21 protein-coding genes are annotated in these 25,293 nt (G+C 32.0%); 17 read left to right on the forward strand and 4 right to left on the reverse strand.

Annotated elements, in window-relative coordinates; genetic code table 11:
- Positions 1 to 177: 177 nt before the first annotated feature.
- The 9 genes from BN1075_RS02250 (at position 178) to BN1075_RS02290 (ending at position 11,756) form a co-directional block, all read left to right on the forward strand.
- Positions 178 to 1,614 carry a sigma-54 interaction domain-containing protein gene (locus BN1075_RS02250; protein WP_040191417.1) on the forward strand — a complete coding sequence of 479 codons (1,437 nt, stop codon included), beginning with the start codon at positions 178 to 180 and terminating at the stop codon, positions 1,612 to 1,614.
- Positions 1,615 to 1,824: 210 nt separating this feature from the next.
- Positions 1,825 to 3,108 (forward strand): glycine/sarcosine/betaine reductase component B subunit, encoded by a 1,284-nt coding sequence (locus BN1075_RS02255; protein WP_040191418.1) that lies wholly within the window; start codon positions 1,825 to 1,827, stop codon positions 3,106 to 3,108.
- A 16-nt stretch (positions 3,109 to 3,124) separates the two neighbouring features.
- Complete coding sequence (locus tag BN1075_RS02260) at positions 3,125 to 4,396, forward strand: glycine/betaine/sarcosine/D-proline family reductase selenoprotein B (protein ID WP_407637958.1); 1,272 nt, start codon at positions 3,125 to 3,127, stop codon at positions 4,394 to 4,396.
- A 118-nt stretch (positions 4,397 to 4,514) separates the two neighbouring features.
- Complete coding sequence (locus BN1075_RS02270) at positions 4,515 to 5,636, forward strand: alanine dehydrogenase (RefSeq protein WP_052406346.1); 1,122 nt, start codon at positions 4,515 to 4,517, stop codon at positions 5,634 to 5,636.
- A gap of 73 nt (positions 5,637 to 5,709) precedes the next feature.
- On the forward strand, positions 5,710 to 7,119 hold the full coding sequence (locus BN1075_RS02275) for a Na+/H+ antiporter NhaC family protein (RefSeq protein WP_040191421.1): 1,410 nt from the start codon (positions 5,710 to 5,712) through the stop codon (positions 7,117 to 7,119).
- Positions 7,120 to 7,512: 393 nt separating this feature from the next.
- A complete protein-coding gene (locus BN1075_RS02280) occupies positions 7,513 to 8,337 on the forward strand; it encodes an RNA polymerase sigma factor (RefSeq protein WP_040191423.1) in 825 nt (274 codons plus the stop codon).
- Between the two features lie 228 nt (positions 8,338 to 8,565).
- Positions 8,566 to 8,724, forward strand: coding sequence for a Spo0E family sporulation regulatory protein-aspartic acid phosphatase (locus BN1075_RS21385; RefSeq protein ID WP_148315443.1), 159 nt, complete (start codon positions 8,566 to 8,568; stop codon positions 8,722 to 8,724).
- 488 nt (positions 8,725 to 9,212) lie between these two features.
- Positions 9,213 to 9,503 carry a helix-turn-helix domain-containing protein gene (locus BN1075_RS02285; protein ID WP_052406347.1) on the forward strand — a complete coding sequence of 97 codons (291 nt, stop codon included), beginning with the start codon at positions 9,213 to 9,215 and terminating at the stop codon, positions 9,501 to 9,503.
- 99 nt (positions 9,504 to 9,602) lie between these two features.
- Positions 9,603 to 11,756 carry a YhgE/Pip domain-containing protein gene (locus BN1075_RS02290; RefSeq protein WP_040191425.1) on the forward strand — a complete coding sequence of 718 codons (2,154 nt, stop codon included), beginning with the start codon at positions 9,603 to 9,605 and terminating at the stop codon, positions 11,754 to 11,756.
- A gap of 141 nt (positions 11,757 to 11,897) precedes the next feature.
- On the opposite strand, the gene BN1075_RS02295 is transcribed toward BN1075_RS02290, so the two are convergent.
- Both BN1075_RS02295 and BN1075_RS02300 read right to left on the reverse strand, forming a co-directional pair.
- Positions 11,898 to 13,205, reverse strand: coding sequence for a sensor histidine kinase (locus tag BN1075_RS02295; protein ID WP_456151390.1), 1,308 nt, complete (start codon positions 13,203 to 13,205; stop codon positions 11,898 to 11,900).
- A 1-nt stretch (position 13,206) separates the two neighbouring features.
- The gene (locus tag BN1075_RS02300; RefSeq protein WP_040191427.1) at positions 13,207 to 13,896 is read right to left on the reverse strand and encodes a response regulator transcription factor; all 690 of its coding nucleotides are present in this window, start codon (positions 13,894 to 13,896) and stop codon (positions 13,207 to 13,209) included.
- Positions 13,897 to 14,084: 188 nt separating this feature from the next.
- On the opposite strand from BN1075_RS02300, the gene BN1075_RS02305 reads away from it, so the two are divergent.
- Both BN1075_RS02305 and pssA read left to right on the forward strand, forming a co-directional pair.
- Positions 14,085 to 14,801, forward strand: a complete 717-nt coding sequence (locus BN1075_RS02305; RefSeq protein ID WP_148315444.1) for a TVP38/TMEM64 family protein — start codon at positions 14,085 to 14,087, stop codon at positions 14,799 to 14,801.
- Between the two features lie 101 nt (positions 14,802 to 14,902).
- Complete coding sequence (gene pssA / locus BN1075_RS02310; RefSeq protein WP_040191428.1) at positions 14,903 to 15,403, forward strand: CDP-diacylglycerol--serine O-phosphatidyltransferase; 501 nt, start codon at positions 14,903 to 14,905, stop codon at positions 15,401 to 15,403.
- A gap of 190 nt (positions 15,404 to 15,593) precedes the next feature.
- Here pssA and BN1075_RS02315 read toward each other — a convergent pair whose 3' ends face one another.
- Complete coding sequence (locus tag BN1075_RS02315) at positions 15,594 to 16,499, reverse strand: AraC family transcriptional regulator (protein ID WP_040191429.1); 906 nt, start codon at positions 16,497 to 16,499, stop codon at positions 15,594 to 15,596.
- Positions 16,500 to 16,650: 151 nt separating this feature from the next.
- Between BN1075_RS02315 and BN1075_RS02320 the strand changes: the two genes are divergently transcribed.
- Positions 16,651 to 18,633 carry an FAD-dependent oxidoreductase gene (locus BN1075_RS02320; RefSeq protein WP_040191430.1) on the forward strand — a complete coding sequence of 661 codons (1,983 nt, stop codon included), beginning with the start codon at positions 16,651 to 16,653 and terminating at the stop codon, positions 18,631 to 18,633.
- Positions 18,634 to 19,112: 479 nt separating this feature from the next.
- On the opposite strand, the gene BN1075_RS02325 is transcribed toward BN1075_RS02320, so the two are convergent.
- Positions 19,113 to 19,664: a hypothetical protein gene (locus BN1075_RS02325; RefSeq protein WP_040191431.1), complete on the reverse strand. Its 552-nt coding sequence runs from the start codon at positions 19,662 to 19,664 to the stop codon at positions 19,113 to 19,115.
- 387 nt (positions 19,665 to 20,051) lie between these two features.
- Here BN1075_RS02325 and BN1075_RS02330 point away from each other — a divergent pair, with 387 nt between their 5' ends.
- From BN1075_RS02330 to BN1075_RS02350, 5 genes are all read left to right on the forward strand, one after another.
- Complete coding sequence (locus BN1075_RS02330; protein WP_040191432.1) at positions 20,052 to 21,197, forward strand: ABC transporter substrate-binding protein; 1,146 nt, start codon at positions 20,052 to 20,054, stop codon at positions 21,195 to 21,197.
- A 133-nt stretch (positions 21,198 to 21,330) separates the two neighbouring features.
- Entirely contained in the window at positions 21,331 to 22,227 is an 897-nt protein-coding gene (locus BN1075_RS02335; RefSeq protein ID WP_197072256.1) for an ABC transporter permease, read from the forward strand.
- Entirely contained in the window at positions 22,227 to 23,000 is a 774-nt protein-coding gene (locus tag BN1075_RS02340) for an ABC transporter ATP-binding protein (RefSeq protein WP_040191434.1), read from the forward strand. Before BN1075_RS02335 ends, BN1075_RS02340 begins: the two co-directional genes overlap by 1 nt.
- 720 nt (positions 23,001 to 23,720) lie before the next feature.
- Entirely contained in the window at positions 23,721 to 24,527 is an 807-nt protein-coding gene (locus BN1075_RS02345; RefSeq protein ID WP_235777746.1) for a LacI family DNA-binding transcriptional regulator, read from the forward strand.
- A 5-nt stretch (positions 24,528 to 24,532) separates the two neighbouring features.
- The gene (locus tag BN1075_RS02350; RefSeq protein ID WP_040191436.1) at positions 24,533 to 25,288 is read left to right on the forward strand and encodes a glucosamine-6-phosphate deaminase; all 756 of its coding nucleotides are present in this window, start codon (positions 24,533 to 24,535) and stop codon (positions 25,286 to 25,288) included.
- The last annotated feature ends 5 nt before the right edge of the window (positions 25,289 to 25,293 follow it).

Genomic DNA, 25,293 nt, shown 5'->3' on the forward strand with positions numbered 1-25,293 from the left:
AAGAGGATTTCTAAGTTATAGATTATAAGATATTTTATTTGGGGGAAAAGGGTGAATAAAAATGAGAAGATAGCTGTGGCTCTAGGGGTTGCAGGTATGATTATTTTAAATATATATATCAATGGTAAGTGTTAATTTAGGATTAAGTTGATAATATTTATTGGTTGGAGGGAATTTATGATTAACATAAATGGATTAAAGCTAAATAGTGTAGACTATATTTTAATTGTGGATAGAGAGTTTTCAATAATATATAATACTCGATATGATAACAGATTAAATGTATCAACTGATAAATTAGATAAAAGTGAGTATATAAATAAAAACTTTTTTGAGATATACCCATCAATAGAAAAAGAAACTAGTTCTATAGTGAGATGTATGACAAGTGGAGAGATTATTGTAAAGAAGTATCAAAAATTCGAAGATTTTAAAGGTAGAATATATTGTACCCATAATATTACCATACCTATAATCATTAAAGGGAAAATAAATGGAGTTATTGAGTTTGTTAAGGACGTTACTACAATTGATAATATAGAGAATGAAAAGGGTTCATGGACAAGTGGAGAGATTGAAAATAGTGGTGTGAATTTTAGGAACATAACTTTTGATAATATCATAACTAATAGTCAAAGTATGAGGTCAGTTATAGAACAAGCTAAAATTTTTACTAATACACACAATCCTACCTTAGTATATGGAGAAACAGGAACAGGAAAAGAAATGTTGGTACAAGCTATGATTAGTTATAGTGGGATACCAAGGAGAAAAGTAATCATACAAAATTGTGCGGCTGTTCCAGAAAATTTAATTGAAGCTATATTATTTGGTACATCTAAGGGAGCCTATACAGGTTCGGAAAATAGGAAAGGTTTATTTGAAGTGGGTGATGGGGGAATTATATTTTTAGATGAAATTAATTCTATGCCTTATGGGGTACAAGGAAAATTACTAAGGGTACTTCAGGATGGTAGTTTTAGACCTGTTGGCTCCAATGAGGAAAAGTTCGTTAATGTTAAGGTTATTGCAGCAATGAATATAGACCCGATGATGGCTATTGAAAAGAATGAATTAAGAAGAGACTTATTTTATAGGTTTAGCAGCAGTATGATTAAGATACCATCGCTAAGAGAAAGAAAAGAAGATATACAATATTTTGTGGATTATTATATACAAGAATTCAATAAAATATATTTAAAAGATGTTAAGAGAATAAGCACTCGATTAAAAAAGATATTTATGGATTATGAGTGGGAAGGTAATGTACGAGAATTAAAACATATTATTGAGTCCATGATATGTATAACCGATGATGAAATATTAGATATACACCATTTGCCAGCATATATGTATGATAGGATTTATCAAGAAGATTCATATACTCCACAAAAAAGCTCAATAAGAGATGAATCAACAATAGAAAATACAGAGAATTTAAATGAGGAAGAGTATAATTTAAATAAGATTTTAAAGGCTAAGGAAAGGGAAGTAATAGAGAAGGCATTAAGAATTACAAAAGGTAATAAGACAAAAGCAGGAGAGTTATTAGGAATTCCAAGGCAAACTTTAAAGTATAAAATGGATAAGCTAGGTATAGATAGTAAAATATAGACAGAAAATTGGCGTAATCTTAAAAACGACAGCTTTTTGGCACAAAAAAAGAGTTAACAGACAAGAAATTGTCGGTTAACTCTTTTGTATTTTAATGAAACCTTGTAATTAGGAGATTTATAAAGTGGCATGGAAATTGCTATATTTATATACAAATAGCTTTACAGTTAAGCACTAATTATTTTATAAAATTTGCAAAGGAGAGAAGATATGAATTTAGAAGTGAGAAATATTGATATTAAGGATGCTGTTTTTGCTGATACAGAGAAGATTGAAAATGGTATCTTATATATCAATAAAAATAGTCTTATAAGTTTAGTTAAGGAAGATAAAAGGGTAAAAGATGTTGAATTTGACATTGCAAGACCAGGAGAGTCCGTTAGAATTTTACCAGTAAAAGATGTAATTGAACCAAGAGCAAAAGTGGATGATGAAATATTTCCAGGAACCTTTAAGGAATATATGCTTGAAGGCGGAAGTGGAGTTACTTATGCTTTGAAAGGCTGTGCAGTTGTTACAACAGGACCAATTGTAGGATTCCAAGAAGGCTTAATAGATATGAGTGGTCCGGGAGCAGAATACAGTATATTTTCTAAATTAATAAATATAACAATGAGTATTACCAAAGAAGATTTTGTAGATCAGCATGAACAAGAAGAAACTATAAGGTTAGCTGGATTAAAGGTTGCAGCTTATATAGGAAGTATAGGTATTGGTTATGAAGAATTTAGAAGTGAGAGCTTAGAGTGGAAAAGTATAGGGGAAAAATATGCTGAGTTTAAGGAGTTACCTAAAGTAGTGTATGTATATAATTGCATGAGTCAAGGGCTATTACATGATACATATTTCTATGGAAGAGATTCAAAAATAATTGTACCCACATTAGTTACACCACTTGAAGTTATTGATGGAGCCATAGTAAGTGGAAATTGTGTATCACCTGGTTCAAAAACGACCACCTATCATCATCAAAATAATGCTGTGATAAAAGAGTGTCTAGAAAAGCATGGTAAAGAGATGAATTTCATGGGAGTAATTTTAAACCCATTAATGGTTACTTTAAAAGAAAAATATAGAAATTGTATGCTAACAGTGAGATTAGCGGAGATGCTTGGAGCTGAAGGTGCAGTAATATCACAGGAGGGATTTGGAAATCCTACAACGGATTTAATGATTACTTGTGAATCCTTAGAGAAAAAGGGTGTAAAAGTAGTAATAATAACAAATGAAGATGCAGGAGTTGACGGTATGTCAGAATCCCTTCCGGATAGTGTTACTGAAGCTAATGCTATAGTTTCTACTGGAAATAGTAATGCTACTATAATGCTTCCTAAGATGGATAAAGTTATAGGTAAACTTTCAGAAATAGCAAGGGTTACAGGCGGAAATGTGGATTCAATACAGAGTGATGGAAGATTATTGGTTGAAATACATGGAATCATGGGAAGTCACAATCTTCAGGGAAATACTAAATTAAGTGCAATTACTATATAGCGAGGAGGGGAATATCTTGAAAAAGGTAATTTTTTATACTAATCAGTTTTTTGGACAAGTAGGTGGAGAAGATAAGGCATATTATGAACCAACTTTTCATGAAGGTCCAGTAGGAAATGCTAATGCTTTTGCATCAAAGTTAGAGAATGCAGAAATTGTTGGAACTATAATCTGCGGTGATAATTATTATGTAGAAAATATGGAGAAGGTTAAAGAGTTTATTAGTAGTAAGGTTAAGGAGATAAATCCAGACTTAATAATTGCAGGACCAGCTTTTAATGCAGGAAGATTTGGAATTGCTTGTGCAGATGTATGCAAGTTTATTAAAATTGAATTTAATATTGAAGCTATTACGGGTTTATACTGGGAAAACCCTGCAGTTGAGATGTATAAAAAAGATATATATATTATGGAAGTTGCAAAGTCAGCAGCTGGAATTAGAAAGGCTGTTCCATTAATGTGTGGCTTCGCCAATAAACTTTTAAATGGAGTTCAAATTGGTACACCTAAAGAAGAACAATACTATGCAAAGGGTAAAAGAGTAAATGTATTTAAAGAAAAGAATGGAGCTGAGAGAGCTATTGAGATGCTTCTAAAAAAGATGAAAAATGAACCTTATGAAACAGAACTTGAAATTTCTGCCTATGATAAGGTTGAACCAGCAAAGCCATTGAAGGATTTAAAGAGTGCTAAGATTGCATTATGTACAACTGGTGGAATTGTATTAATGGGAAATCCTGACCATATGCCAGCCGCTACAGCAAAAACTTTTAAAATGTATGATATTTCAAACATGGAGTCACTAAGACAAGGTGAGTTTGAGTCAGTTCATGCTGGGTATGATCCAGTTTATGCAAATTTAGATCCAAATAGGGTGGCACCGCTAGATATACTTAGGAAGCTGGAAAGAGAAGGGGCTATAGGAAGTGTATATGGTTACTTAACTACAACCACAGGGAATTCTACTTCGGTTTCAGATGCAACTAGAATGGGGCAGGAGATTGCAAGTAAGTTTTTAGAAGATGGTGTTGATGGAGTTATATTAACGAGTACGTGAGGAACTTGTACACGTTGTGGAGCAACGATAGTAAAACAAATTGAAAAGGCTGGTATCCCAGCAGTTCATATTTGTACTGTGACACCAATATCTAAGACTGTAGGTGCACCTAGAATATCAGGGGCACAAGCAATTCCGTATCCTACAGGAAATCCTCAGATAGATGAGAAAAAAGAAAAAGTTTTAAGTGAAGAGATTGTTTGTAGAGCATTGGAAAAATTGTTAAGGTAATTAAAAGTTTAAATTAAAAATCCAGTCGCTAAAAATAACTTAGCTTTAATAAGTACAGCGTGCAATTTAAAGCTAAGTAGATTTTAAATTTTATTTATAATAGAAGGGGTGAATATTTATGATAATAGGAGTACCAAAGGAAATTAAAAATAATGAATATAGAGTAGCGATAACACCAGATGGAGTAAAGGAATTATGTGCAAGAGGCAATAGAGTATATATTGAGAACAATGCAGGCTTAGGTAGTGGATTTTCAAATGCTGAATATGAGGATATGGGAGCAGAGATACTATATTCACCAAAAGAGTTATTTGAAAAATCAGAAATTATCTACAAAGTAAAGGAGCTTTTTCCAGAGGAGTTTGACTATTTAAAAGAAGGACAAATTATTTTTACTTATATTCATTCTAATGCATTTAGGGAGCAGACAGATGCATTGTTAGAGAAGAAGGTAATTGGTATTGCCTATGAAGATATAACAGATAAAAATAATGAGTTTCCATTATTAAAACCAATGAGTGAGATTGCTGGAAAAGGCGGATTTTTAATGGCAGTTCAATGTGTTCAAAAAATTAATGGTGGAAATGGCTTAATGCTTGCAGATGTTTGCGGTGTTAAAAAAGCTGAAATTGTTGTAATTGGAGCAGGAAACTCAGGATTAGGAGCAGCTGAACTTGCAGCTAGTCTTGGAAATAAAGTTACTGTGCTGGATATAAATACAGTAAAACTTGAAAGAGCAAAGGAAGTTTTACCTAAGGGTGTAGAGTTCTTATATTCAAATAAGAAAAATATTGAAGACTGCATAAAAAAATCAGATGTCTTAATTAATTGCATTCTTTGGCCAAAGCACAGAACTGATCATTTAATTACAAGAGATATGTTAAAATTAATGAAACCTAATAGTTTAATAGTGGATGTTTCTTGTGATGAAGGTGGAGCTATTGAAACCTGTAGAAGCACTTCCCATGATAATCCAGTTTATTCTGAAGGTGGAATAATCCATTATTGTGTTGATAATATACCTTCTGCATTTTCACAAACTGCGACAACATCATTATGTAATGCAACACTTCCATACTTAATAGAGATTGCTAGTAAAGGGGTGCGCAAGGCCTTATGTGAAAATGAACACTTAAGAAGAGGCTTAACCTGCTATGATGGTGTTCTTACCTTAGAGGAAACAGGACTAAAGCAGAAGAGACCTTATAGTTCTCCGGAAGAAGTGTTGAATATAGTATAATAATTATATAAATGAGAAAATAAAAAAAAGAATTTACAGAAAACTTTGAAAATATAAGATGGGGGAGATTGAAATGAGTGAACTAACAAGTATGGGTATAATTTCATTATTGCCAGCTACCATAGCCATAGTATTATCCTTTATAACGAGAAATACAGTAATATCTTTAGCGGTAGCTTGTATAGTTGGTACTTTAGTAGCGGGACAAGGTATATTTGGATTTCCAATTTTATTAAAAGAGAGTATAGGTTCACCAGATTTTGCTTGGATAATGCTTTTAAATTCATTTATAGGAATTTTAGTTGCATTCTTTCAAAAGACTGGAGCAATACAAGGCTTTACTCAGTATATGAAAGATAAAAAAATGACTAGAAATAAGGTACAATTATCAGCATGGCTTTTGGGAATGGTTTCATTCTTTAGTGATTCCTTTGCTCCACTTTTTGTTGGTACAACCATGAGAAGTGTTTCAGATGATGCAAAAGTTTCAAGGGAAAAGTTAGCATATATTGCGGACTCTGCAGCAGCACCAGTAAGTATACTTGTTCCAATAACTGCATGGTCAACATTCTTGAGTGCATTAGCAATAGGTATCGGTCCAATTATTACTCAAGAGGATGCAGCAAACCTATTTTTGAAAGCTATCCCATTTAATTTATATGCAATAATTTCTGTAGCATTAGTAGGATTAATAGCTTCAGGAATAGTTAAAGACTTTGGACCTATGAAGAAAGCAGAATTGAGAGCAGAGCGTGAAGGTAAAGTAATTAGAGATGGAGCTATTCCACTTATAGGGAAAGAGTTAACTGAGATGAAACCTTATGAAGGATTAAAGCCTAGAATCTTCTTAAACTTTATTTTACCTATATTACTAATTGTTATCATAGCTCTGGGCACATATATAACATTAGGTTCTGCGAAAACTATGGAATCCTTCTTATTTGTAGTTATATTCATGGGGATAAGTATGTTTATACAAGGTATACCATTTCAAGAAATAATGGATACTTTAACAACTGGAATTAAGGGAGCTTTACCTGCGATTATTTTACTTGCATTAGCATACTCTGTTAACGGGTTAAGTAAAACTATGGGTACAGCTAACTATATTATTTCTATAAGTGAAGGATTTTTAAAACCAGAATTTTTACCAGTAGCAATATTTATGATAGCGGCATTAATGTCATTTTCAACAGGATCATCTTGGGGAACCTTTGCTATATGTATGCCTATAGCATTACCATTGGCATTTCAATTCTCAGGTGGAGAAGTAACTACATTGGTATATCTTGCATTTGCAGCAGTAGCAGGTGGAGGAGTTTTCGGAGACCATTGTTCACCGTTATCTGACACAACGGTTTTAGCGTCTACAGGAGCTGCCTCAGACCATATCGATCACGTTAAAACTCAGTTACCATATGCATTGACTTGTGCAGGCATAGCATTAGTAGCTTATTTAGTTATAGGTTTTATATTTGTATAGATAGGGAAGTTGTAAGCATATTAATTTAATATTAAGAGATTAGCAGGTACAAATGCTACTATATATTAGCACAGAATAAAATGTAAATATGTAATGTCAGAGCTAAAAGCATTTAGGCTTTTAGCTCTGCTTTTATTTCACTGGAAATTTAATTTTACGTGGGTGTTATAGCCTCTATTATTATGAATTTATATTAGTGGTAGCTTTATTTAAAACAATATTACTTGTAATATGCAAAAATACTTGAGAAAATATAGGTATAGGGAGGGATTAGTGCTATGACAGTTAAAGAATGAAAAAAATTCTGTTTACCTTTATGTTATCATTGGATGTGATTATAATTGTGAAGCTTAATTAAATTAGTTCAGTTCCTATTGTAACAGAGTATAAATAATGTTTAGATGGGAGGGGTTTAGTATTAAATTTAATGAACAAGAGTTATTAAAAGCCGTTAGAGATTTAAAATCAGGCGATAAATCTGCTTTTGATGTGTTATATAAATTAACATATAAAAAAGTTTACTTTTTTTCATTGAGTATTACAAATGACCCTGAGATGACGAGTGATATAGTGCAAGAGGTATACCTTTTAGTCCTTAAATATATTAACTCCTTAAAAGATGAAAAATTATTTATTGCTTGGTTAAATAGAATTACTTATAATACAACAATGAAAGAACTAAGTAAAGCAAATAAAAGACCAATTAATATCACAGACGAAGAATTACAATTAAAATTAGTTGATGAAAACAATCCAATGGTTAGATATATTGAGGATGAAAGTAAAATGGAAATAATTAAAATTATATTAAGTTTAAAAGCAAAACATAGAACTGTATTAATACTGAAATATTTTAAAAATTATTCCATTAAACAGATGGCGGAAATATTAAATTGTCCTGAAGGAACTGTTAAAAGTAGATTAAATGCAGCTAAAGTAGCGTTGAAAAAAGAATTAAGTAAAAATTACAGTAAGAGTTTATTTATTTTAGCTTTGAGTATATTGGTGTTAACTATATTAATTAAATCTGTTATTGCTGGAATTAATGATATAAATAGAAGTTTATCTTTGAATAATTATTTGTGTAATATAATTTATATAATTATTCTTACAATAGTACTAGTCAATATAATTCCAATTACGAATTATATTGATAATAATAGAACTATTTATGGTATACAAATTATTGAGAAAAGTATTGAATTTAAATATGATTAATTATTTATGAATGAAGAAAATCAAGTATTTTACTAATACTTGATTTTTTTTTATTACAATGAATTTGAAAATTTTGATATAAAAAATATGTATTATTTTACATTATATTACAATTAAATGTTAATAAATAGTAAAAAATAAGAAATAAAAATAAAAAAATGAACTTTTATATAGATAAACTTATCTTTAATAATATAAAATAGAAAAATGTGAATAGGAGGAGGTTTTATGAGTAAAATTAGCGATTTTACTGAAATACAAGAAAGATTAGTTGAATTATATGAAAAAGATGGACTTACACCTGAGGTGTTATTTTTAAGTCAATTAATGGACAACTTAATTGTGGATGAGCAAAAAAGGCTAATGGAAGAGAAGTTAAGACTATAATATATATTTTAATTTTAAAGGATTAATCACATGGTATTTTGTACAATGTTCTGTATAAGTTAATCTCTTTTCAATGCTTTCTACAAAATGATCTTGAAGTTTATATGAAAAAATTTCATATAAACTTCAAGAATGATTTGTACTGATTTTCCATGAATCTATCTTTGCTTCATATGCTAATACAGTTATGGTTGATACTACTGAAACTGAATTTTAGGTTCAGTAAGTGAATGGTGAGGAGTTTAGGCTTTTCTTTTTTTATAAATAATTAATTATATATTGATTATCTTCAAAAGCACTTTTGACATAAAATTCAAGCCGGAATGTAGCTGATAAGAGAAAATGATGAGATCATGATTTAAAAATAAGATGATTAAGTGTGTTAAAGTAAGTCAACTTACTATTAAATTCAGTTAAGGCTTGTCAGACTTAAAAAAAGGAGTATAATAATAATTTGATTGTACTAGCTATAGGGAGGCATGGTTTTGATGAAGGAAATATTAAATATGCAAGAAGTTTGCGAGTTGTTAAGTGTAAGTGAAAAGACTATGATAAAGCTTTTGAAGGAAGAAAACATACCGGCGAGAAAGATTGGCAGGGAGTGGAGGTTTAGCAAAACCGCAATAATTGAGTGGCTTGGCAGTGGAGATTCAATGGATTATAGTGCACAGGAAGAAGGGGGAGAAATATATAAGTATGAAAAGGAGACTAGCAAATTGCTAGAACTATTGGATAAGGTCCATGATAGAGTAAATACAATTAAGATGAATATAAGATAAAGAACAAGATAAAACTAACATAAATTAGTTTGAGAATAACAGAAAAATAATATGAAATAGGAAATACAAAAAGATAAATGTAGAAAGAAGAAGAGCCCAATGAAGAATATATTTAAAATTTATATAGATGATTTAAAAAGAATATTTTCTAGTTATGCAGCGGTAATTGTACTTTTAGCATTGTGTATTTTACCGTCCTTGTACGCCTGGTTTAATATAGCGGCATCCTGGGACCCCTATTCAGAGAGTGCTACAAGTGGAATAAAAATTGGGGTTGTTAACAAGGATGTTGGAACCACCTTAAGGGATAAAGAGATTAATATTGGTGATCAGGTTATTTCGGAGCTTAAAGAAAATAAAAGCTTAGGGTGGCAGTTTGTTAGTGAGGAGAAAGCTAAAAAGGCACTGGAAGAAGGTAAGTATTATGCAACAATAACCATTCCAGAAAATTTCTCTAAGGAACTAACATCCATAGTGACAAGTGAGATTAATAAGGGCGAGATAGAGTATTCAGTTAATGAAAAAATAAATGCCATAGCACCAAAGCTTACAGATAAAGGAGCTACAGGAGTACAAGAGAAGGTTAGCAAGGCTGTTGTGGAAACTGTTAGTGAAGCTATATTTGGAGCTGCAAATGAGATTGGTATAGAGCTGGAAAATCAAATGCCTAAGATATCACAAATACATAATCTATTAGTAGAGCTTCAAGGAAAATTTGGCAGTATAAATGACACTACAGATTTAGCTTATGATGGAGCACTGAAAATGGAAGATTTGATAAAAGGAATTCAGGGTGATATACCTTTAATTCAAAGTACCATTAAAAACGCTCAGGGTTTAAGCAGCAGTATGAAGGAGTTTTTAAGTGAATCTAAGGATGGAGTAAGTAAAGTTGCTCCAATAATAAAAAATGATATAAAAATAGTAAATGACATAGCTAGTGAAATTTCGAAATTCACAGAAGGCGTTATTAACGCAATAAACTCTGGGTCTGAAAAGGTTCCAGAAATGATAGACAGTTTAACAGCTAAGGTTAATACTGCACAGGACATGACAACTTCCTTAATAAGGATTTTAGAAAAGCTTAATAAATTAGCACCAGGAAAGCATCTGGATAAACTTATTGGGGATTTAAGTAATGTTAGCAATAGGTTAAATACTGCCTTACAAAGTTTAAATGTGATAAAGGACAATGTGGCAAATGGCGTTAAGCCGGATTTAACTTTATTAAACAATGTCATAACTGTTACAAATGATGTGGCTTCAATAACTTCGGGCATATATGAAAACTTTGATTCTGCAATCATACCAAAGTTAAACGAAATTTTTGATAAGGGAAATGAAGTGGCAGCAGGTGCCATTGCAATACTACAAGAAGCTGAAAATAAACTACCAAAGGTTGAAGAAATTTTAACTCTTGCTTATGAAGGCGTTGGTAAGGGTGTTGAAGGCTTAGATTATGTGAAAGAAATTCTTCCAAAATCAGAAGAGATGATTAATGAGTTAACAGATAAAATAGGAAAAATAAATAATAATGAAGAATTACAAGCTGTTATTGATTTATTAAAAGCAGATGTAACAAAGAGAAGTGACTTCCTGGCTAACCCTGTAAACATAGTAGAGAACAAGGTATTCCCTATAGCAAACTACGGTACAGCAATGACACCATTTTACTCAGTGTTATCTCTATGGGTAGGTATTCTACTATTAGTTTCTATATTAACAGTAAATGCTAAGGGAGAATATAAACCTCATGAAGTGTACTTTGGAAAGTTGTTGTTATTTATGACTGTTACAGGAATCCAAGGTTTAATAGTAGCTTTAGGAGACTTATATCTTCTAAAAATAACTTGTTTAAATCCAGTACTCTTTGTCCTTGGTAATATCTTTACCAGCTGGGTGTTTACCTTTATTGTATACTCTCTGGTATCTGTATTTGGAAATGTTGGTAAGGTAATAGGAATAATATTACTAGTACTTCAAGTGGCAGGTTCAGGTGGAACCTTCCCAATACAATTAACTCCACATATGTTCCAAGTGATAAATCCATACCTTCCATTTACCTATGCCATCTCCTTTGCAAGAGAAGCAATTGGCGGAGTAGTACTAAGTGTACTATATAAAGATATATCAGTGCTGCTGATTTATATAGCTGGAGCTATTGTAATGGCAATGCTTTTAAAGAAACCTATAAATAAACTTTTACATGGATTTGTGGAGAACTTTGAGAAAAGTTCCATTGGAGAGCATTAGAAGCTTAAAATAAATAAACCCTGTCCTTTAGTAAAAGAGGATAGGGTTTATTTTTATTAATAATCTGCCAATGCTATTTATAAGGTGCCTTGGGAAGAGATAAATGGTAAATAATATTGCTATAGTTAGACTATAAAAGTTTTAAGGTGTGATTTTTACAGGTAGCTTAATAGTAATTGTAAAGGAATCATTAGTTTTTTTAGCATAGAATTTACCTTTATGCATTTCTATAATTTTTGTGCAGGTTTTTAAGCCTATACCTGTACTGCTTACAGCGTTTAGGTTTTTATTTATTTTATTCTGAATTATAATAATTAAATTTTCGTCTTTAATGTAATATCTTATGTTAATGGGCCTTGATTTATCGGCATATTTTATAATATTTGAAAATACATTATCTAAGACACGTCTTATTGAAATTAAATTCATATCCAAAGAGGCTGCAGTATTGCATGGGGTGAAATCAAAGGTGAAGCTTTCATCATTTAACATAAAAAGTTCTTCTTGAAATAGCTGGTCCAGTATTTCAGTTACATTAAAGGTTTCTAAATCTAAGTCACTTTTTTTATTGAATACTAGAAAATATTCAAAGAGTTTATCTGATAAAGATTTAATTTGATAAGCTTTTTCACGACTGTTATGGATATACTGCATAAGGTTTTCTGTAGTCTTATATTTTTTATATTCTATAATATCAAGATAGCCTAACAATGCAGTGAGTGGGGTTCTTAAGTCATGAGATATAGCAGTAATTAGCTCACTATTAGCTAATTTTGCTTCATCTTCACTTTGTAATCGCTCAATAAAAGATTTCCTCATTTCGTTGATGCTTTCTGCAAGGTAGCTTAATTCATCATTTCCTTCTATGGTTATGTCATAGTTTAAATCTCCACCCTCTAATATCTTAATTTCATTTTCAAGAGTTCTTATATAGGAGATTTTTCTTCGAATTATAGTAAGCATAATAAGGATAAAGCAGATTAATCCAGTAGCTGAGGATAAAAAAAGCGTTACGTAATAATATTTATATTCAAAATAACATTCTATATAAACTTTGGCATCTGCATCATAAAAAGAAACGTCATCAAAATTATCTGATATGTTTGGTATTCTTGTTAAATTTTCATCGCCATAGTAAGATAAATATCTATTTGAACTGTACACTAAATTATTATTTTGAAATATATAAATATCTACATATTTATTATCACGAATCCAACTTTCAATTTCAGTTTCATCATTTATTGAAATCTTATTATTAGATACATAAGACCTAAAGTCAGATAGCGCTTGGATACTTTTCTTCTTAAGCAAAGCACTTTCATCATAGTATTTGTATAGAATGTTTTCTCCAAGAAAATTTACTAGGAACCCTATTGCAACAGAAATAATTAGTGAAACTATTATAGAAACAGTTAATTTCTTTTCAAGCTTTGTGGAAAAAAACATTTTACTCAATTCTGTACCCCTTTCCCCACACTGTTTTTATATATTTTGGATTTTGAACATCCGATTCTAATTTACTTCTTAAATTTCTGATATGTACCATAACTGTGTTGTTATTGGAGTAAAAGTATGGTTCATTCCAGACACTTTCATATAAATTCTGGGCAGAAAAAATTTTGCCTCTATTGGAGGCCAGTAATAAAAGAATTCTATATTCTATTTCCGTAAGAATAACTTCCTCATTATATATAGAGACCTCATTGGAATTTGTATTTATTTTCAGGCCATTTATCTCTAGAGAATCAGAGGTTTCAGGTAACTCTTTTCCTTTATACACGTAGTATCTTCTAAGGAGAGCTTTAACTCTTGAAATTAATTCAGTGTATGAGAATGGCTTTGAAAGAAAATCATCACTTCCAGCAGAGAAGGCCATGCACTTATCTGAGTCTTGAGATTTAGCAGTAAGAAATAAAATAGGAGCACTGGATTTTTCTCTAATCTCTATACAAGCCTTAAAACCAGATTTTATGGGCATCATAATATCAAGAATTATTAAATCCGTATTGTCATTAACTTTGTTTACAGCATCTTCCCCATTAATGGCTTCGGATACGTTAAAGCCTTCACTTTCTAAAAGAATGCGTACTATTTCTCTGATTTCATCGTTATCATCTGCAATTAAAATATTTTTCATATATGGAATCCACCTCCTTCGTTACTTAGTATATATTTTAAATGAATTTTTATCTATATTTTATTAGTCACTTAAGAATTCTTAAGATTTTATATAGGAAAAACTTAAGATACTGATTATAAACTATATATTGTAGATAAGAAGTTTATAAATTGCGAAAATGTATATTTGCGGGGAGACGAGTAATATTGAAGAATAAACGAACAATGAAAGTTTTAGCAATAGTTGTTGCGGTTTTATTAGTTATATTGTTAATAAAATATATGCCAAAGTTACTTTTAATTACTGTATCACTTGAAGAGTTTAAGAAATATATTTTATCAATGGGTCACTTTGGAGTGCTTATGATTATACTATTTCAAGGGTTGCAGACTATAATTGCGCCCATTCCTGGTGAGGTTATTCAAATAGCGGGAGGATATCTTTACGGTATTCCTTTAGGTACAATATACAATCTAATAGGTCTTATTATAGGTTCAGGTATGGCTTTTTACTTTGCACGATTAATTGGAAGAGATTTTGTAGAAAATCTTATTAAAAAGAAAAATTTAAAGTGGATAAATAATATTATGGAGAGCAAGAAATTTGAAATTATATTATTTATAATTTTTATAGTTCCAGGGCTGCCTAAGGATTTTATGATATATGTAGCTGGACTTACAAACCTAAAGCCCATAAAATTCTTTGTGATTTCTGTAATAAGCAGACTTCCATGGATAATGATATCAGCAAGTGTGGGAGCTAATATTAATGCAGGAAATTATGGGATGACTATAGTAATATTAGTTATAGCCATTATTGGATTTTTACTAGGCGTGCTTTATAAGGATTGGATTATAAAAAAGCTGTCTAAGGAGCAGGATGAAGATATTTACCATGAGGAAAAGCTAGATAAATTTAATTAAAATATTTCATCTAAGGAAAAGTTAGATAAATTTAATTAAAGTATTTCAGATGGGGAAAGGTTATATAGATTTAATTAAACTATTTAAAGAGGAGAAAATATATGTTTAAGAAATACATTCCTAATATACTTACATTTTTAAACTTGTCCTTTGGGGTATTGTCAATAATTGAAGTAATAAAAGAGAATTATTTTTTTGCAGCAATGCTTATAGTTGGAGCTGCTATAGTTGACAGGTATGATGGACGGGTTGCAAGACTACTTAAGGTTTCTAGTGATATTGGTAAGGAACTTGATTCACTAGCAGATATTGTTTCCTTTGGGGTTGCTCCAGGAATTCTTATGCTTTTCAGATATGGACTAAATAATTATATAATAGGGATAGGTACCATGTTATTTTATATTATATGTGGCTGTTATAGGCTTGCAAAGTATAACATAAGTGAATTTGAAGGTGTGTTTACAGGGATACCAATAACTGTATGTGGATGTGCCTTAGCAATAATATCCTTAATAAATATAAATAATATGTTTATACCAATGGGCTTTTTAATCTTTTGTGGATATCTTATGATTTGCAAATTGAAATTAAAGAAAATATAAGGTGGAAAATAAAGACAAGCTTTATAGGAGTTTGTATTGAAGGACGTAAATGAAGAGAAAAGAACTTGTTAGGGAAAAAATGAGGAATTTAATAAGAATAGAATATAGGAAACAAGGGCTTGCCAGTGGCAAGCCTTATTTTTTTCTTGTTTTTAATATCTTATCACTAGAAAATGCCTGAAGACTTATTTTATATGTTATTCTCTGAATTAAACTGCTCTGCATGTTTTTGTTTATAAGCCGTCGGAGAGCAGCCATAGTACTTTTTAAACACTGTACTGAAGTGATTTGCAGAGGAGAAGCCGTAGCTATCTGCAAGTTCTTGCAAAGGTGTATTTTTAGATAGAAGCTCTATGCTTATTCTTCTCAGCTTATGCTTTTGTATAAAATCTTTAGTGGATACCCCTAGAACACCTGTAAAGCATTTATAAAGGTAACTTTGGGATACATTAACATGGTTACAAAGGTCATCCACAAGGATTTGCTCATGGATATGAGCATCAATATATTGAGCGCAGTTTTGTATAATAAGTTCCTCATTAGTTGCAGCTATTTCACTGGCTAGTCCCAATAAATCACTAGGTTCAGAGGAGTTTAGAGCAGCAAAAATTGTGCTGTGCAGTAGGTTGCTTATATTGTAATAAACACCAGGCTTATGGTCCATGGCCTGCTGATTAAGACGTTTAAGGTTAGCTACAGAAGCAGAAGTCATTAATCGCTTATATATGGCAGGGCCATGCAAGTCTAGGAGCATTATTAGGAGATTTCTTTTATCAACAGGAGCCACATCAAAGTGTAAAAAATAAAATTCAAGGTCTGAGTCTGCCTCACACATTACACTATAGGTTACAGCTGGAGGAAACAATAGGGTATCTCCACTTTTAATTTCATAGTCTGCACCATTGACAGTTAAGGTATAGCTGCCCCTAGTTATGTATAAAAATTTGAAGTGTCCAAGGATTTCATGCTGAATATAGAAGTCTTCAGTTTGCTGCCATAATCCAAAGGAAATTAATTTATATTTAAGGGCTGCTAAATACCTGGATACACGGTCTTCCTCAAGGACAGGGATATAGTTTAATTTATTATTACTCATGATTCACCTCATCTTCAAGTTTCATTCTAATTATATCATTATTTAACATAATTTAGTTATGATTTGTATAAGTTTTAAAATGGAAAGATGGTTGTTAAAAAAAATACAATAATGTTATAGTATTAACATACTGATTAGGGGGAATGATTATATGAAGAAAAAAGCATTATTACTACTGTTATCAGTAGCAATAAGTATGGGTTCTTTTGCTGGATGTACAACATCAACAGGCAAAGGTGATAAGAATCCACAAACACAGGAAATTAAATTTGATGAAGAAAAATCTGCAGACCTTGTTGTCGTTGGAGGCGGAGCTGCAGGTATGTCAGCAGCTTTAGAGGCTGTAGAGAGTGGGGCTGAGAAGGTTATTATCCTTGAAGCTACTAGCAAGACAGGTGGATCACTAAACTTTACAAGCGGATCAATGTCTGCAGCTGAAACAATTGTTCAAGAAGAAGATGGTATTGAAGATACCCTTGAGTCATTTGTTGAAGATATAATGAAGACTGGAAGCGATTTTGGTGGAAAACCTAACAGAGAAATGGTTGAAATGTTTGTTAAAGAAGACAAAGATGCCTTCCAATGGCTTTGGGATAATGGTTTAAGTGAATATGAATTGTTAAAAGATGCAGAAGGAAAACGTGCTGTATTTGCTCCAGAGCATGCACTTTATTCTATTCCACGTACATATAAGGCACAACCAAAGGATAAAGCTAATTACAAATCTCCTACACATGAAATATTAGATAAAATGATTGCTGAAGAGAGCAAAATTGAAATTGAATACTTAACAAAAGCTACTGATTTAATTGCTAATGATAAAGGTCAAGTAATGAGTGTATGTGGTGAAAATATCCAATCAGGAAAAGTTACTCGTTACAACTCTGAAAAAGGAATTATCGTAGCTACAGGTGGTTATTCTGCTAACCATAAGCTTATGGCAGAGTACACAGAGCATGGTGGAAGCTACCTTGCTGGAGGACCAGCAGGAGCTGATGGAAATGGTTTATTAATGATGCAAAAGGTTGGGGGAGCTTTACATGATGATGATGTAATGGGATATATACCAACATTCCCAATGGGACTTCAAGGTAAGGATGATCCAACAACTGGAATTATAGCTTCAACTTACACTTGGAAAACAGGTGGTATAGTTGTAAATAAAGAGGGAGAGCGTTTTGTAAATGAAACAGAAGCTAACCCATCAATCAGAGAAGTTGCCCTTGAAGAGCAGCCAGAAGCAGTTCAATTTGATATATTCACAGATAAGATACTTGAAGATTTACGTGCTAAAAAAGCAGCAGGTATGTATGATATGAGATTTGGTGCAGAAGGTGCTCCAGGAAAACACGTACTTTATGAAGCTGATTCTTTAGAAGAGTTAGCTGAAATGATAGAAGTACCAGTTGAAAAATTACAAGCTACTGTAGATTCATATAATGCTTCAGTTGAGGCTGGTGGAACTGATGAATTTGGACGTAGCTATGATGAAAACTATAATGCCTTTAAATTAGCTAACAATAAAATAGAAGGCGAAAAATATTATGCTGTACGTCTTCACGCTTTATGTGTAATGACTTTAGGTGGGATAGAGACTAACACAGACTTACAAGTATTAGATGCAGAAGGTACTGCAATCCCTGGATTATATGCTGCTGGAGAAGTTATCGGTGGTGTTTGGGGTAAATTCGTATCTGGTGGTACAGGAGTTATGGGACCAGTAGTATTTGGTCGTTTAGCTGCTAGAAACGCTATGGCAACTGAGCCAGCAGAAGGATATACAGTTAAGCCAGCAGAAAATATGTTAGATGCTGATTTGTTTGTTAAAGATAAAACTAGCTCAAATGAATTTGATATGAGTAAAGAGCTTAAAGATGGAAAATATGAAGCAACAGTTGATGGACAAGAAGGCCCAATGACTGTAAATGTAACAATTGCTGATGGTAAAATATCAGAGGTTGTTGTAGGAGAGAATAAAGAGACTGAAGCAATTGCTTCTGGAGCTATTAAGGATATTCCTGCAAAAATAGTTGAAACAAACTCTGTAGAGGTGGATTCAGTATCTGGAGCTACTTTAACTTCAGAGCGTATTAAGAAGGCTGTTGTTCAGTGCTTAACTGAAGCAGCAAAATAAGCAAGCAACAACCCCATATAATATAGATAAAGAAAACTCTAAGCCATGTAATGTGGCTTAGGGTTTTCTTTTTTGATATTGAGCTATTTAAATATTTTTTTATTCATATGATATTAGTAATGATATTATAATTCAAGCATTATGCTTAAGAATAGACTACTCACTCTTTATTGGGGAATTTTTCATTTAAGAAAGTTATAAAATTATCTACATTTTTAATTAAATCTTTTCGCACAATTGGTACTATAAATTCAGTTGTAATTGGTTTTATAATAATGAGGTTGCTAGTCGTTAAATAGTTCTTAATATCGGAATAAAATATAATATCTTCTTTTATTTTTTATATTAATTTGCATAATATATTTTTTGCAGTTCTATTATATCTTTCAACTTATTATTTCCAATGGAAAATTGAAAGAAAGCTTTCGCTTAATTCATGCTAATGCTCCTTTATTTTAGTGGAAAATTTAGCGTTAAAATTAATTTTTTACTTTAAATTTAATAAACTTAACAAAATCATCAAAATTACCTATTTCAAATGAATCTTTGAAAACCGAAAATCTAAGCTTTGGGGAATCTAGTAAAATTGAATTATCTATTACAATGGATTTATCAATTAATGAGTACGGCACATTAAGTTTCGAATATGCTTTTGAGTCTACTTCAGTGAAAAATATACATTCCGACTCATAAAAGCATACATAAGAATATCCAATACAAAGATTTTTTCTCATAAACAATATTCTTATCCAACTCTCCACATAAGCTATTTTAAAAATAACAATTATTACTATAAGGTTCATAAAAGCACGTGCAATATTTGTAAAATATTCCAAAGTAGCAAATTTAAAAGATACATAATAATGATTCATTTCAGAAAAAGTGAAAGACAGAAAAGTAATAATTAGAATAAGTGATAGAATAATTTGAAATACTAGGTATCGTTTAGAATAAATAATTTTATTATGTTCAATAAAATCCTCTACAGAATCATTTAAAATGCATTTAAATAAAATCCTATCTTCAGCCATATTAAACCTCCATTGCTCCATAAATTTATAATTATGATAATATTTACTTAAATCTTAGCATGTAATACTTATTATATAAATATATACCTTAACTTTATTTTATAAAAGCTATGTCATTTTATAGACATAGCTTTTGTTTGCTCTATTTATTAATAATCAAAGCTAACACTAGTCGCGTTATTTTTTAACTAATAAAATGAACTTGTATATTATGAGAAAAGTGTTGAATGTATATGTGTGATTTTCTTGAAAATTTTAATAAGTCAGTAAAGTTCTATAGAAAAAAGTAATAATTATTGAAAAATTTGTATTTTAAATGCTACAATGATGTGGCGTAAAGGCAAATTGTATTTAAAATAACAAAGTTTAAAAGGGGGAGAAATTATTATGAAAAAGATTTTGTCTATTCTTCTTACAGCTGTAATGATCCTTGCTATGACTGCTTGTAGCACTGGTGGATCAGATAAGAAGGAAGAAACAAATACTGCAGGAAAAAAAGAAACTAAAGAGGTTCCAACCATCAATTTATCATGGGGTAACGAAATGCATACTGGTATTATGTACCTTCCATTTCTTGCGCCTGAATTGTTTGAAAAGGAATCTGTTCGTATCAATCCATTGTCTCAAGATATGGGGGAATTGCAGGTAAATGGTGAAACCATTGCTATGATTAAACGTATCGTTACTAAAGGCGGTAGTGAATGTGCAACAATGATGAGTCAGAAAAATCTTGACATCGCACTGACATCTTCTACTGCAATGATGACTGCATACGACGTTGACACTGAACTGAGCATTCTGTCACCAATCCAATGTGATGGTGTTGCCATTGCTGCAAAAGCAGATGCTCCTTATAATACATTCCTTGAATTTATTGAATATGCGAAAAATGCAGATCAGCCTATAAAAGCTGGTTATCACTCTGCAATCAGCAGTCCTCGTGTTGTTCTTGAAGCAGCTATGAAAGATGCTGGTCTGAAAGTAACAGAAGATGCTTCTGACTTTGAAGCTGATGTTGTTATGGTTGACTTAAAAGGTGTACAAAATCTTGTTCCTTCTTTATCTAGTGGTCAGGTTGAAATATGGGCTGGTCCAGCGCCTCATCCACAGAATGCAGAGGAAAGTGGAGTTGGGAAAATTATCTCTACTCTTAATCAACTGCCAGAAGGTAAGTGGGAAAACTTCCCATGTTGCTGCTATGCTGCACGAAATGAAATCGTAGAAAAGTATCCAGAAGTAATTGAAGCTCTAGGTGAAATTATTACTTATACCTGTGATTATGCAAACAATAACCAAGAAAAAACAGGTGAAATGCTAGCTGACATTGTTGGGGTAGAAAAAGATATTCTACCAAAATCTTTAATCGTTTATAGCACTCTTCCAGATGATACTTTTGTAAATGGTATAAACATTTATTACGATGCCATGAAAGAAATGGGTAAATTCAGTGGCAAATTAATTGAGAATGATTTTGAAACTGCAAAAGAAACTCTTTTCAATTTTGAGATTATGAAAAAGGTAAATAAAAAATAGTATTTACCATCATAGAGGTTAGTAATTCCATCTCTGTCTGAGAGGAAAGCAATTTTGGTAGAGGTATAAATGAAAATTAGTTTTACTGGAATCCAGAAGGTTAAAGTGTAGTTAATAGATGGGGTGAATACAAATGAAACTTAATTTAAATGAAATGAAAGTAGAGGAGAAGGCAAGTTTAGGTGAGAAAAAAAATTTGATGAATGAAATGAAGTGGATTACGCCATTTTTACTTCCAGTACTCTTGATTATCACATGGATCTTTGCATCCAAAATAATCAGCAATCAGGCAGTGCTGCCATCTCCTGGCAAAATCGTCTACAACTTCATCCATTCAACTGACAACTTCATTGGTCTGGGCTCTTTACCCAGAAACATTGGATACAGCCTGATTCGAGTTGTTTTGGGATATGGACTGGGTGTGCTTGTGGCAGTTCCACTAGGCCTTCTCATGGGGTATTTTAAAGTAATCAGCAATCTTTTTGAAAATTTCATCAATCTGTTTAAACCAGTTCCACCTTTGGCATGGCAGCCTTTGGTTCTGGGCTGGTTTGGTGTTTCCAGCCTTGCCACCATGGTTCAACTTGGCTATGGCAAATCTTTCGTCTTCTGGGATAACTTTAAGCTGTCTATGATATTTCTCATTGCACTTGGCAGCTTCTTCCCAATTGTCAATAACGTTGTTTTTGGAGTACATAATGTGCGCCGTACCTTGATTGAATCTGCAATGGTACTTGGTGCAAGTAAGAAGGATATATTCTTTAAAGTCCTGCTTCCAGGTGCTGCACCAACAATTCTTAACGGCATGAGACTTGGTCTTGCCACTGCATGGGGATGTCTGGTTGGGGCTGAAATGCTGCCGGGATCTGTTAGTGGGATAGGTTATCTTATCACTCATGCCTATGAATTGGCACGTATTGACCTTGTTATTACTGGGATGATATGCATCGGTGTTGTAGGAGCACTTCTCGATGCTATTTTTAAAGTGATTTCTAGAAGATACTTTTCTTGGGAGAGTAAAATCAGATAATGAGAAAGAAAGGCAGGATACTTATGGATTGTATTACATTAAAAAATGTAAAGAAAGACTTTATTACGGGCAAAGGGGACAAGGTTGCTGCATTGGGCAATGTAAATCTTTCTGTACCTGAATCTGAATTTGTATGTATTCTTGGGCCATCTGGCTGTGGTAAATCTACTTTGCTTCGTATCATTGCGGGGCTAGAAAGTGCTACTGAGGGAGAAGTAATCTATCGTGGAAAGCCAATTACAGGTGCACACAAGGAAATTGGAATGGTATTTCAAAATTATTCTTTGATGCCATGGCTTAATGTGCGTGATAATATTGCATTAGGTTTGGATTTTGCTGGCATTGGAAAAAAAGAACGATTAGAACGAGCTGAATATTATATGGAAATGATTCATATGCAGGAGTTTGCAAAAGCTTTTCCCTATGAACTTTCTGGCGGTATGCAGCAGCGTGTAGCCATTGCTCGTGCACTAGCCAATGACCCAGACGTGCTTTTAATGGATGAACCTTTTGGAGCATTGGATGCTTATACTCGTATTGTTTTGCAGCAGGAGTTACTTAGTATCTGGGAAAAGCACAAGAAAACTATTCTTTTCGTAACTCATAGTGTTGATGAGGCTATATATTTGGCAGACCGTGTTATCTTCATGGCTCCAAAACCAAGTAGAATTGAAAAAGAGTTTTTAATTGATATGCCACGTATTCGTCAGAGAAATAATCCTCGCTACGGTGAACTGACAGAAGAAATGCTGGCATTGTTCGAAAAGCATTAAATATGGACAAAACAGGGAGCATGGTTTAGATTGCTCCCTGTTTTTTATCGTCTTAAGGTGGGAAAGTTATATTTAACTAATCGTCTCTATTTTTATATCTTTTTAATATATTTAATAAGTTTAACGTTAAAATTAACATTGGGGTGGTAGATTATATTAATTTGTAGTGGAAAATATGCTAAGAAAATGCGTGGAAAACTACTTAATTATTACAATGTTATTTTAGAAAAATTATTTTATTTAAATAAACTTTTTTATTTTTATGATTTATTAATAGTATATGCAGTGGCGTTTGAAGCTATAAATTATATTTAGTATATATATTGTAAATATAATGGAAAAAATGGAAAGCGATTGACTGTTAATTTTAGGCGTTATAAAATTAAGAAAAGGTTTTCTAGAAAAGGTTTTCTGCTAAAAGTTTGAAAATTAAAAATTTTTCAAAAGCTATAGGAGGGGAGACAAATTAACGAGCAATGCGTAACAATACATGATGTAGCAAAAAAAGCTAAAACATCTATTACAACTGTTTCACGAGTAATTAACAATACAAATTACCCAGTTAAGGAAGAAGTCAAATTAAGGGTAATTGAAGCAGCTAAAGAGCTAAACTATAAACCTAATATTTTTAGCCGTAGACTGAGAGGGGTACCAAGTAGAGAGATTGGAGTTATTATTCCAAGTATAACAAACCCTTTCTATGCACAGATAGTGTCTGGAGTGGAACATGAATGTATAAAATGTGGATTTATACCTATTATTTGTAGTTCATATAACGATACTGAAATAGAAAAAAGGCATATTGAGATGTTTAAAGAAAAAGATGTGGCTGGCATTATGTTATCAAGTATTAGTAATCAAGATGAATATTTTATTGAACTTTTGGATTCTGGAATTAAGGCTGTTATGTTTGACCAAAATTTTATGAATGTTGGTTATGATGCTGTTTCTTTTGACTTTTACAAAGGTGGAAGAATGGCAGTGCAATATCTAATAGATAATGGTCATACAGAAATTGCTCTTTTAGCAGGTGTTGTGGATAGAAAAAGTAGACAGGTTATTAAGCAAGCATATCAGGATACGTTAAGATATAACCGAATCAGACTAAAGCAAAGTTTAATAATAACTTTATCAGATCCCTTAAATAAAGATAATAAGAGTGGAGACTATGAATATGAAGAAGGCTGTAAGTTAGCAGAAGAATTGCTGAAACAAGAAAAATTGCCAACAGCGGTAATTGCTATTAACGATATCATGGCATTAGGTATTATAAGTCGTTTAATGGACCAAGGAATTAAGGTTCCACAGGATATATCTGTTATTGGCTTTGATAATATTTCAGTATCGGGTATGGTAACACCAGCATTAACTACAATTAATCAGCCATCATATGAAACAGGGGTAATTGCAACACAGATGTTATTAAAGCGTATAAATGGATTAGAAGTTGAAAGTAATCAGGTTTTATTACAACCAACACTAATAGAAAGAAAATCAGTTAGAAATATCACTATGAAGAGGAGATAGCAAAAATGAAGGTATTAAATTATGACAATGTAGAATTAAAGGTTTTTGAAACTAGAGAGGAAATGGGCTTAGTAGCTGCAAGAGAAGCTATAGAGTGCATTAAAGAACTTTTAGCTAAAAAAGATGAAATTAACTGTATTTTTGCAGCAGCACCATCTCAAAATGATTTTTTAAATAGTTTAATTACTTCAAATGAAGTAGAGTGGAAAAGAATTAATGCTTTTCACATGGACGAGTATATAGGTTTTGAGATAGGGGATAGTAGATCTTTTACAGGATTCTTAAATGAAAAAATATTTGAAAGAGTGCCATTTAAATCAGTTAACTTACTAAATGGTATGGCTGATCCAAGTGAGGAATGTGAGAGATATTCAAAACTACTTAAAGAAAAGGACATAGATATTGTATTTATGGGGATTGGTGAAAATGGACATATTGCATTTAATGATCCAAGTGTAGCTGATTTTAATGACACAGAAGTAGTTAAGGTTGTAGAGTTAGAGGAGTCATGTAGAATACAACAAGTTAATGATGGATGTTTCCCTACAATGGATGATGTACCTAAAAAGGCACTTACCCTTACTATTCCAACTCTTATCAATTGTGAAGCTATTTTCTGTATAGTTCCAACTATTAACAAGGCAGCAGCGGTTGAAGCAGCATTAAAAGGTGATATTAGTGAAAAATGTCCTGCATCTATATTAAGAACAGTGAAGAATGTAAGAATGTATATTGATGGGCCTTGTGCATCAAGGTTATAGATAAA

The sequence above is a fragment of the Clostridium culturomicium genome, assembly GCF_000821305.1.
GTDB lineage: Bacteria > Bacillota > Clostridia > Clostridiales > Clostridiaceae > Clostridium_J > Clostridium_J culturomicium.

Coding starts and splice junctions, on each gene's coding strand:
- BN1075_RS02250 (WP_040191417.1), top strand. CDS start 178: ATGATTAACATAAATGGATTAAAGCTAAATAGTGTAGACTATATTTTA.
- BN1075_RS02255 (WP_040191418.1), top strand. CDS start 1,825: ATGAATTTAGAAGTGAGAAATATTGATATTAAGGATGCTGTTTTTGCT.
- BN1075_RS02270 (WP_052406346.1), top strand. CDS start 4,515: ATGATAATAGGAGTACCAAAGGAAATTAAAAATAATGAATATAGAGTA.
- BN1075_RS02275 (WP_040191421.1), top strand. CDS start 5,710: ATGAGTGAACTAACAAGTATGGGTATAATTTCATTATTGCCAGCTACC.
- BN1075_RS02280 (WP_040191423.1), top strand. CDS start 7,513: ATGTTTAGATGGGAGGGGTTTAGTATTAAATTTAATGAACAAGAGTTA.
- BN1075_RS21385 (WP_148315443.1), top strand. CDS start 8,566: ATGAGTAAAATTAGCGATTTTACTGAAATACAAGAAAGATTAGTTGAA.
- BN1075_RS02285 (WP_052406347.1), top strand. CDS start 9,213: ATGAAGGAAATATTAAATATGCAAGAAGTTTGCGAGTTGTTAAGTGTA.
- BN1075_RS02290 (WP_040191425.1), top strand. CDS start 9,603: ATGAAGAATATATTTAAAATTTATATAGATGATTTAAAAAGAATATTT.
- BN1075_RS02295 (WP_456151390.1), bottom strand. CDS start 13,205: ATGTTTTTTTCCACAAAGCTTGAAAAGAAATTAACTGTTTCTATAATA.
- BN1075_RS02300 (WP_040191427.1), bottom strand. CDS start 13,896: ATGAAAAATATTTTAATTGCAGATGATAACGATGAAATCAGAGAAATA.
- pssA (WP_040191428.1), top strand. CDS start 14,903: ATGTTTAAGAAATACATTCCTAATATACTTACATTTTTAAACTTGTCC.
- BN1075_RS02315 (WP_040191429.1), bottom strand. CDS start 16,499: ATGAGTAATAATAAATTAAACTATATCCCTGTCCTTGAGGAAGACCGT.
- BN1075_RS02320 (WP_040191430.1), top strand. CDS start 16,651: ATGAAGAAAAAAGCATTATTACTACTGTTATCAGTAGCAATAAGTATG.
- BN1075_RS02325 (WP_040191431.1), bottom strand. CDS start 19,664: ATGGCTGAAGATAGGATTTTATTTAAATGCATTTTAAATGATTCTGTA.
- BN1075_RS02330 (WP_040191432.1), top strand. CDS start 20,052: ATGAAAAAGATTTTGTCTATTCTTCTTACAGCTGTAATGATCCTTGCT.
- BN1075_RS02335 (WP_197072256.1), top strand. CDS start 21,331: ATGAAACTTAATTTAAATGAAATGAAAGTAGAGGAGAAGGCAAGTTTA.
- BN1075_RS02340 (WP_040191434.1), top strand. CDS start 22,227: ATGAGAAAGAAAGGCAGGATACTTATGGATTGTATTACATTAAAAAAT.
- BN1075_RS02350 (WP_040191436.1), top strand. CDS start 24,533: ATGAAGGTATTAAATTATGACAATGTAGAATTAAAGGTTTTTGAAACT.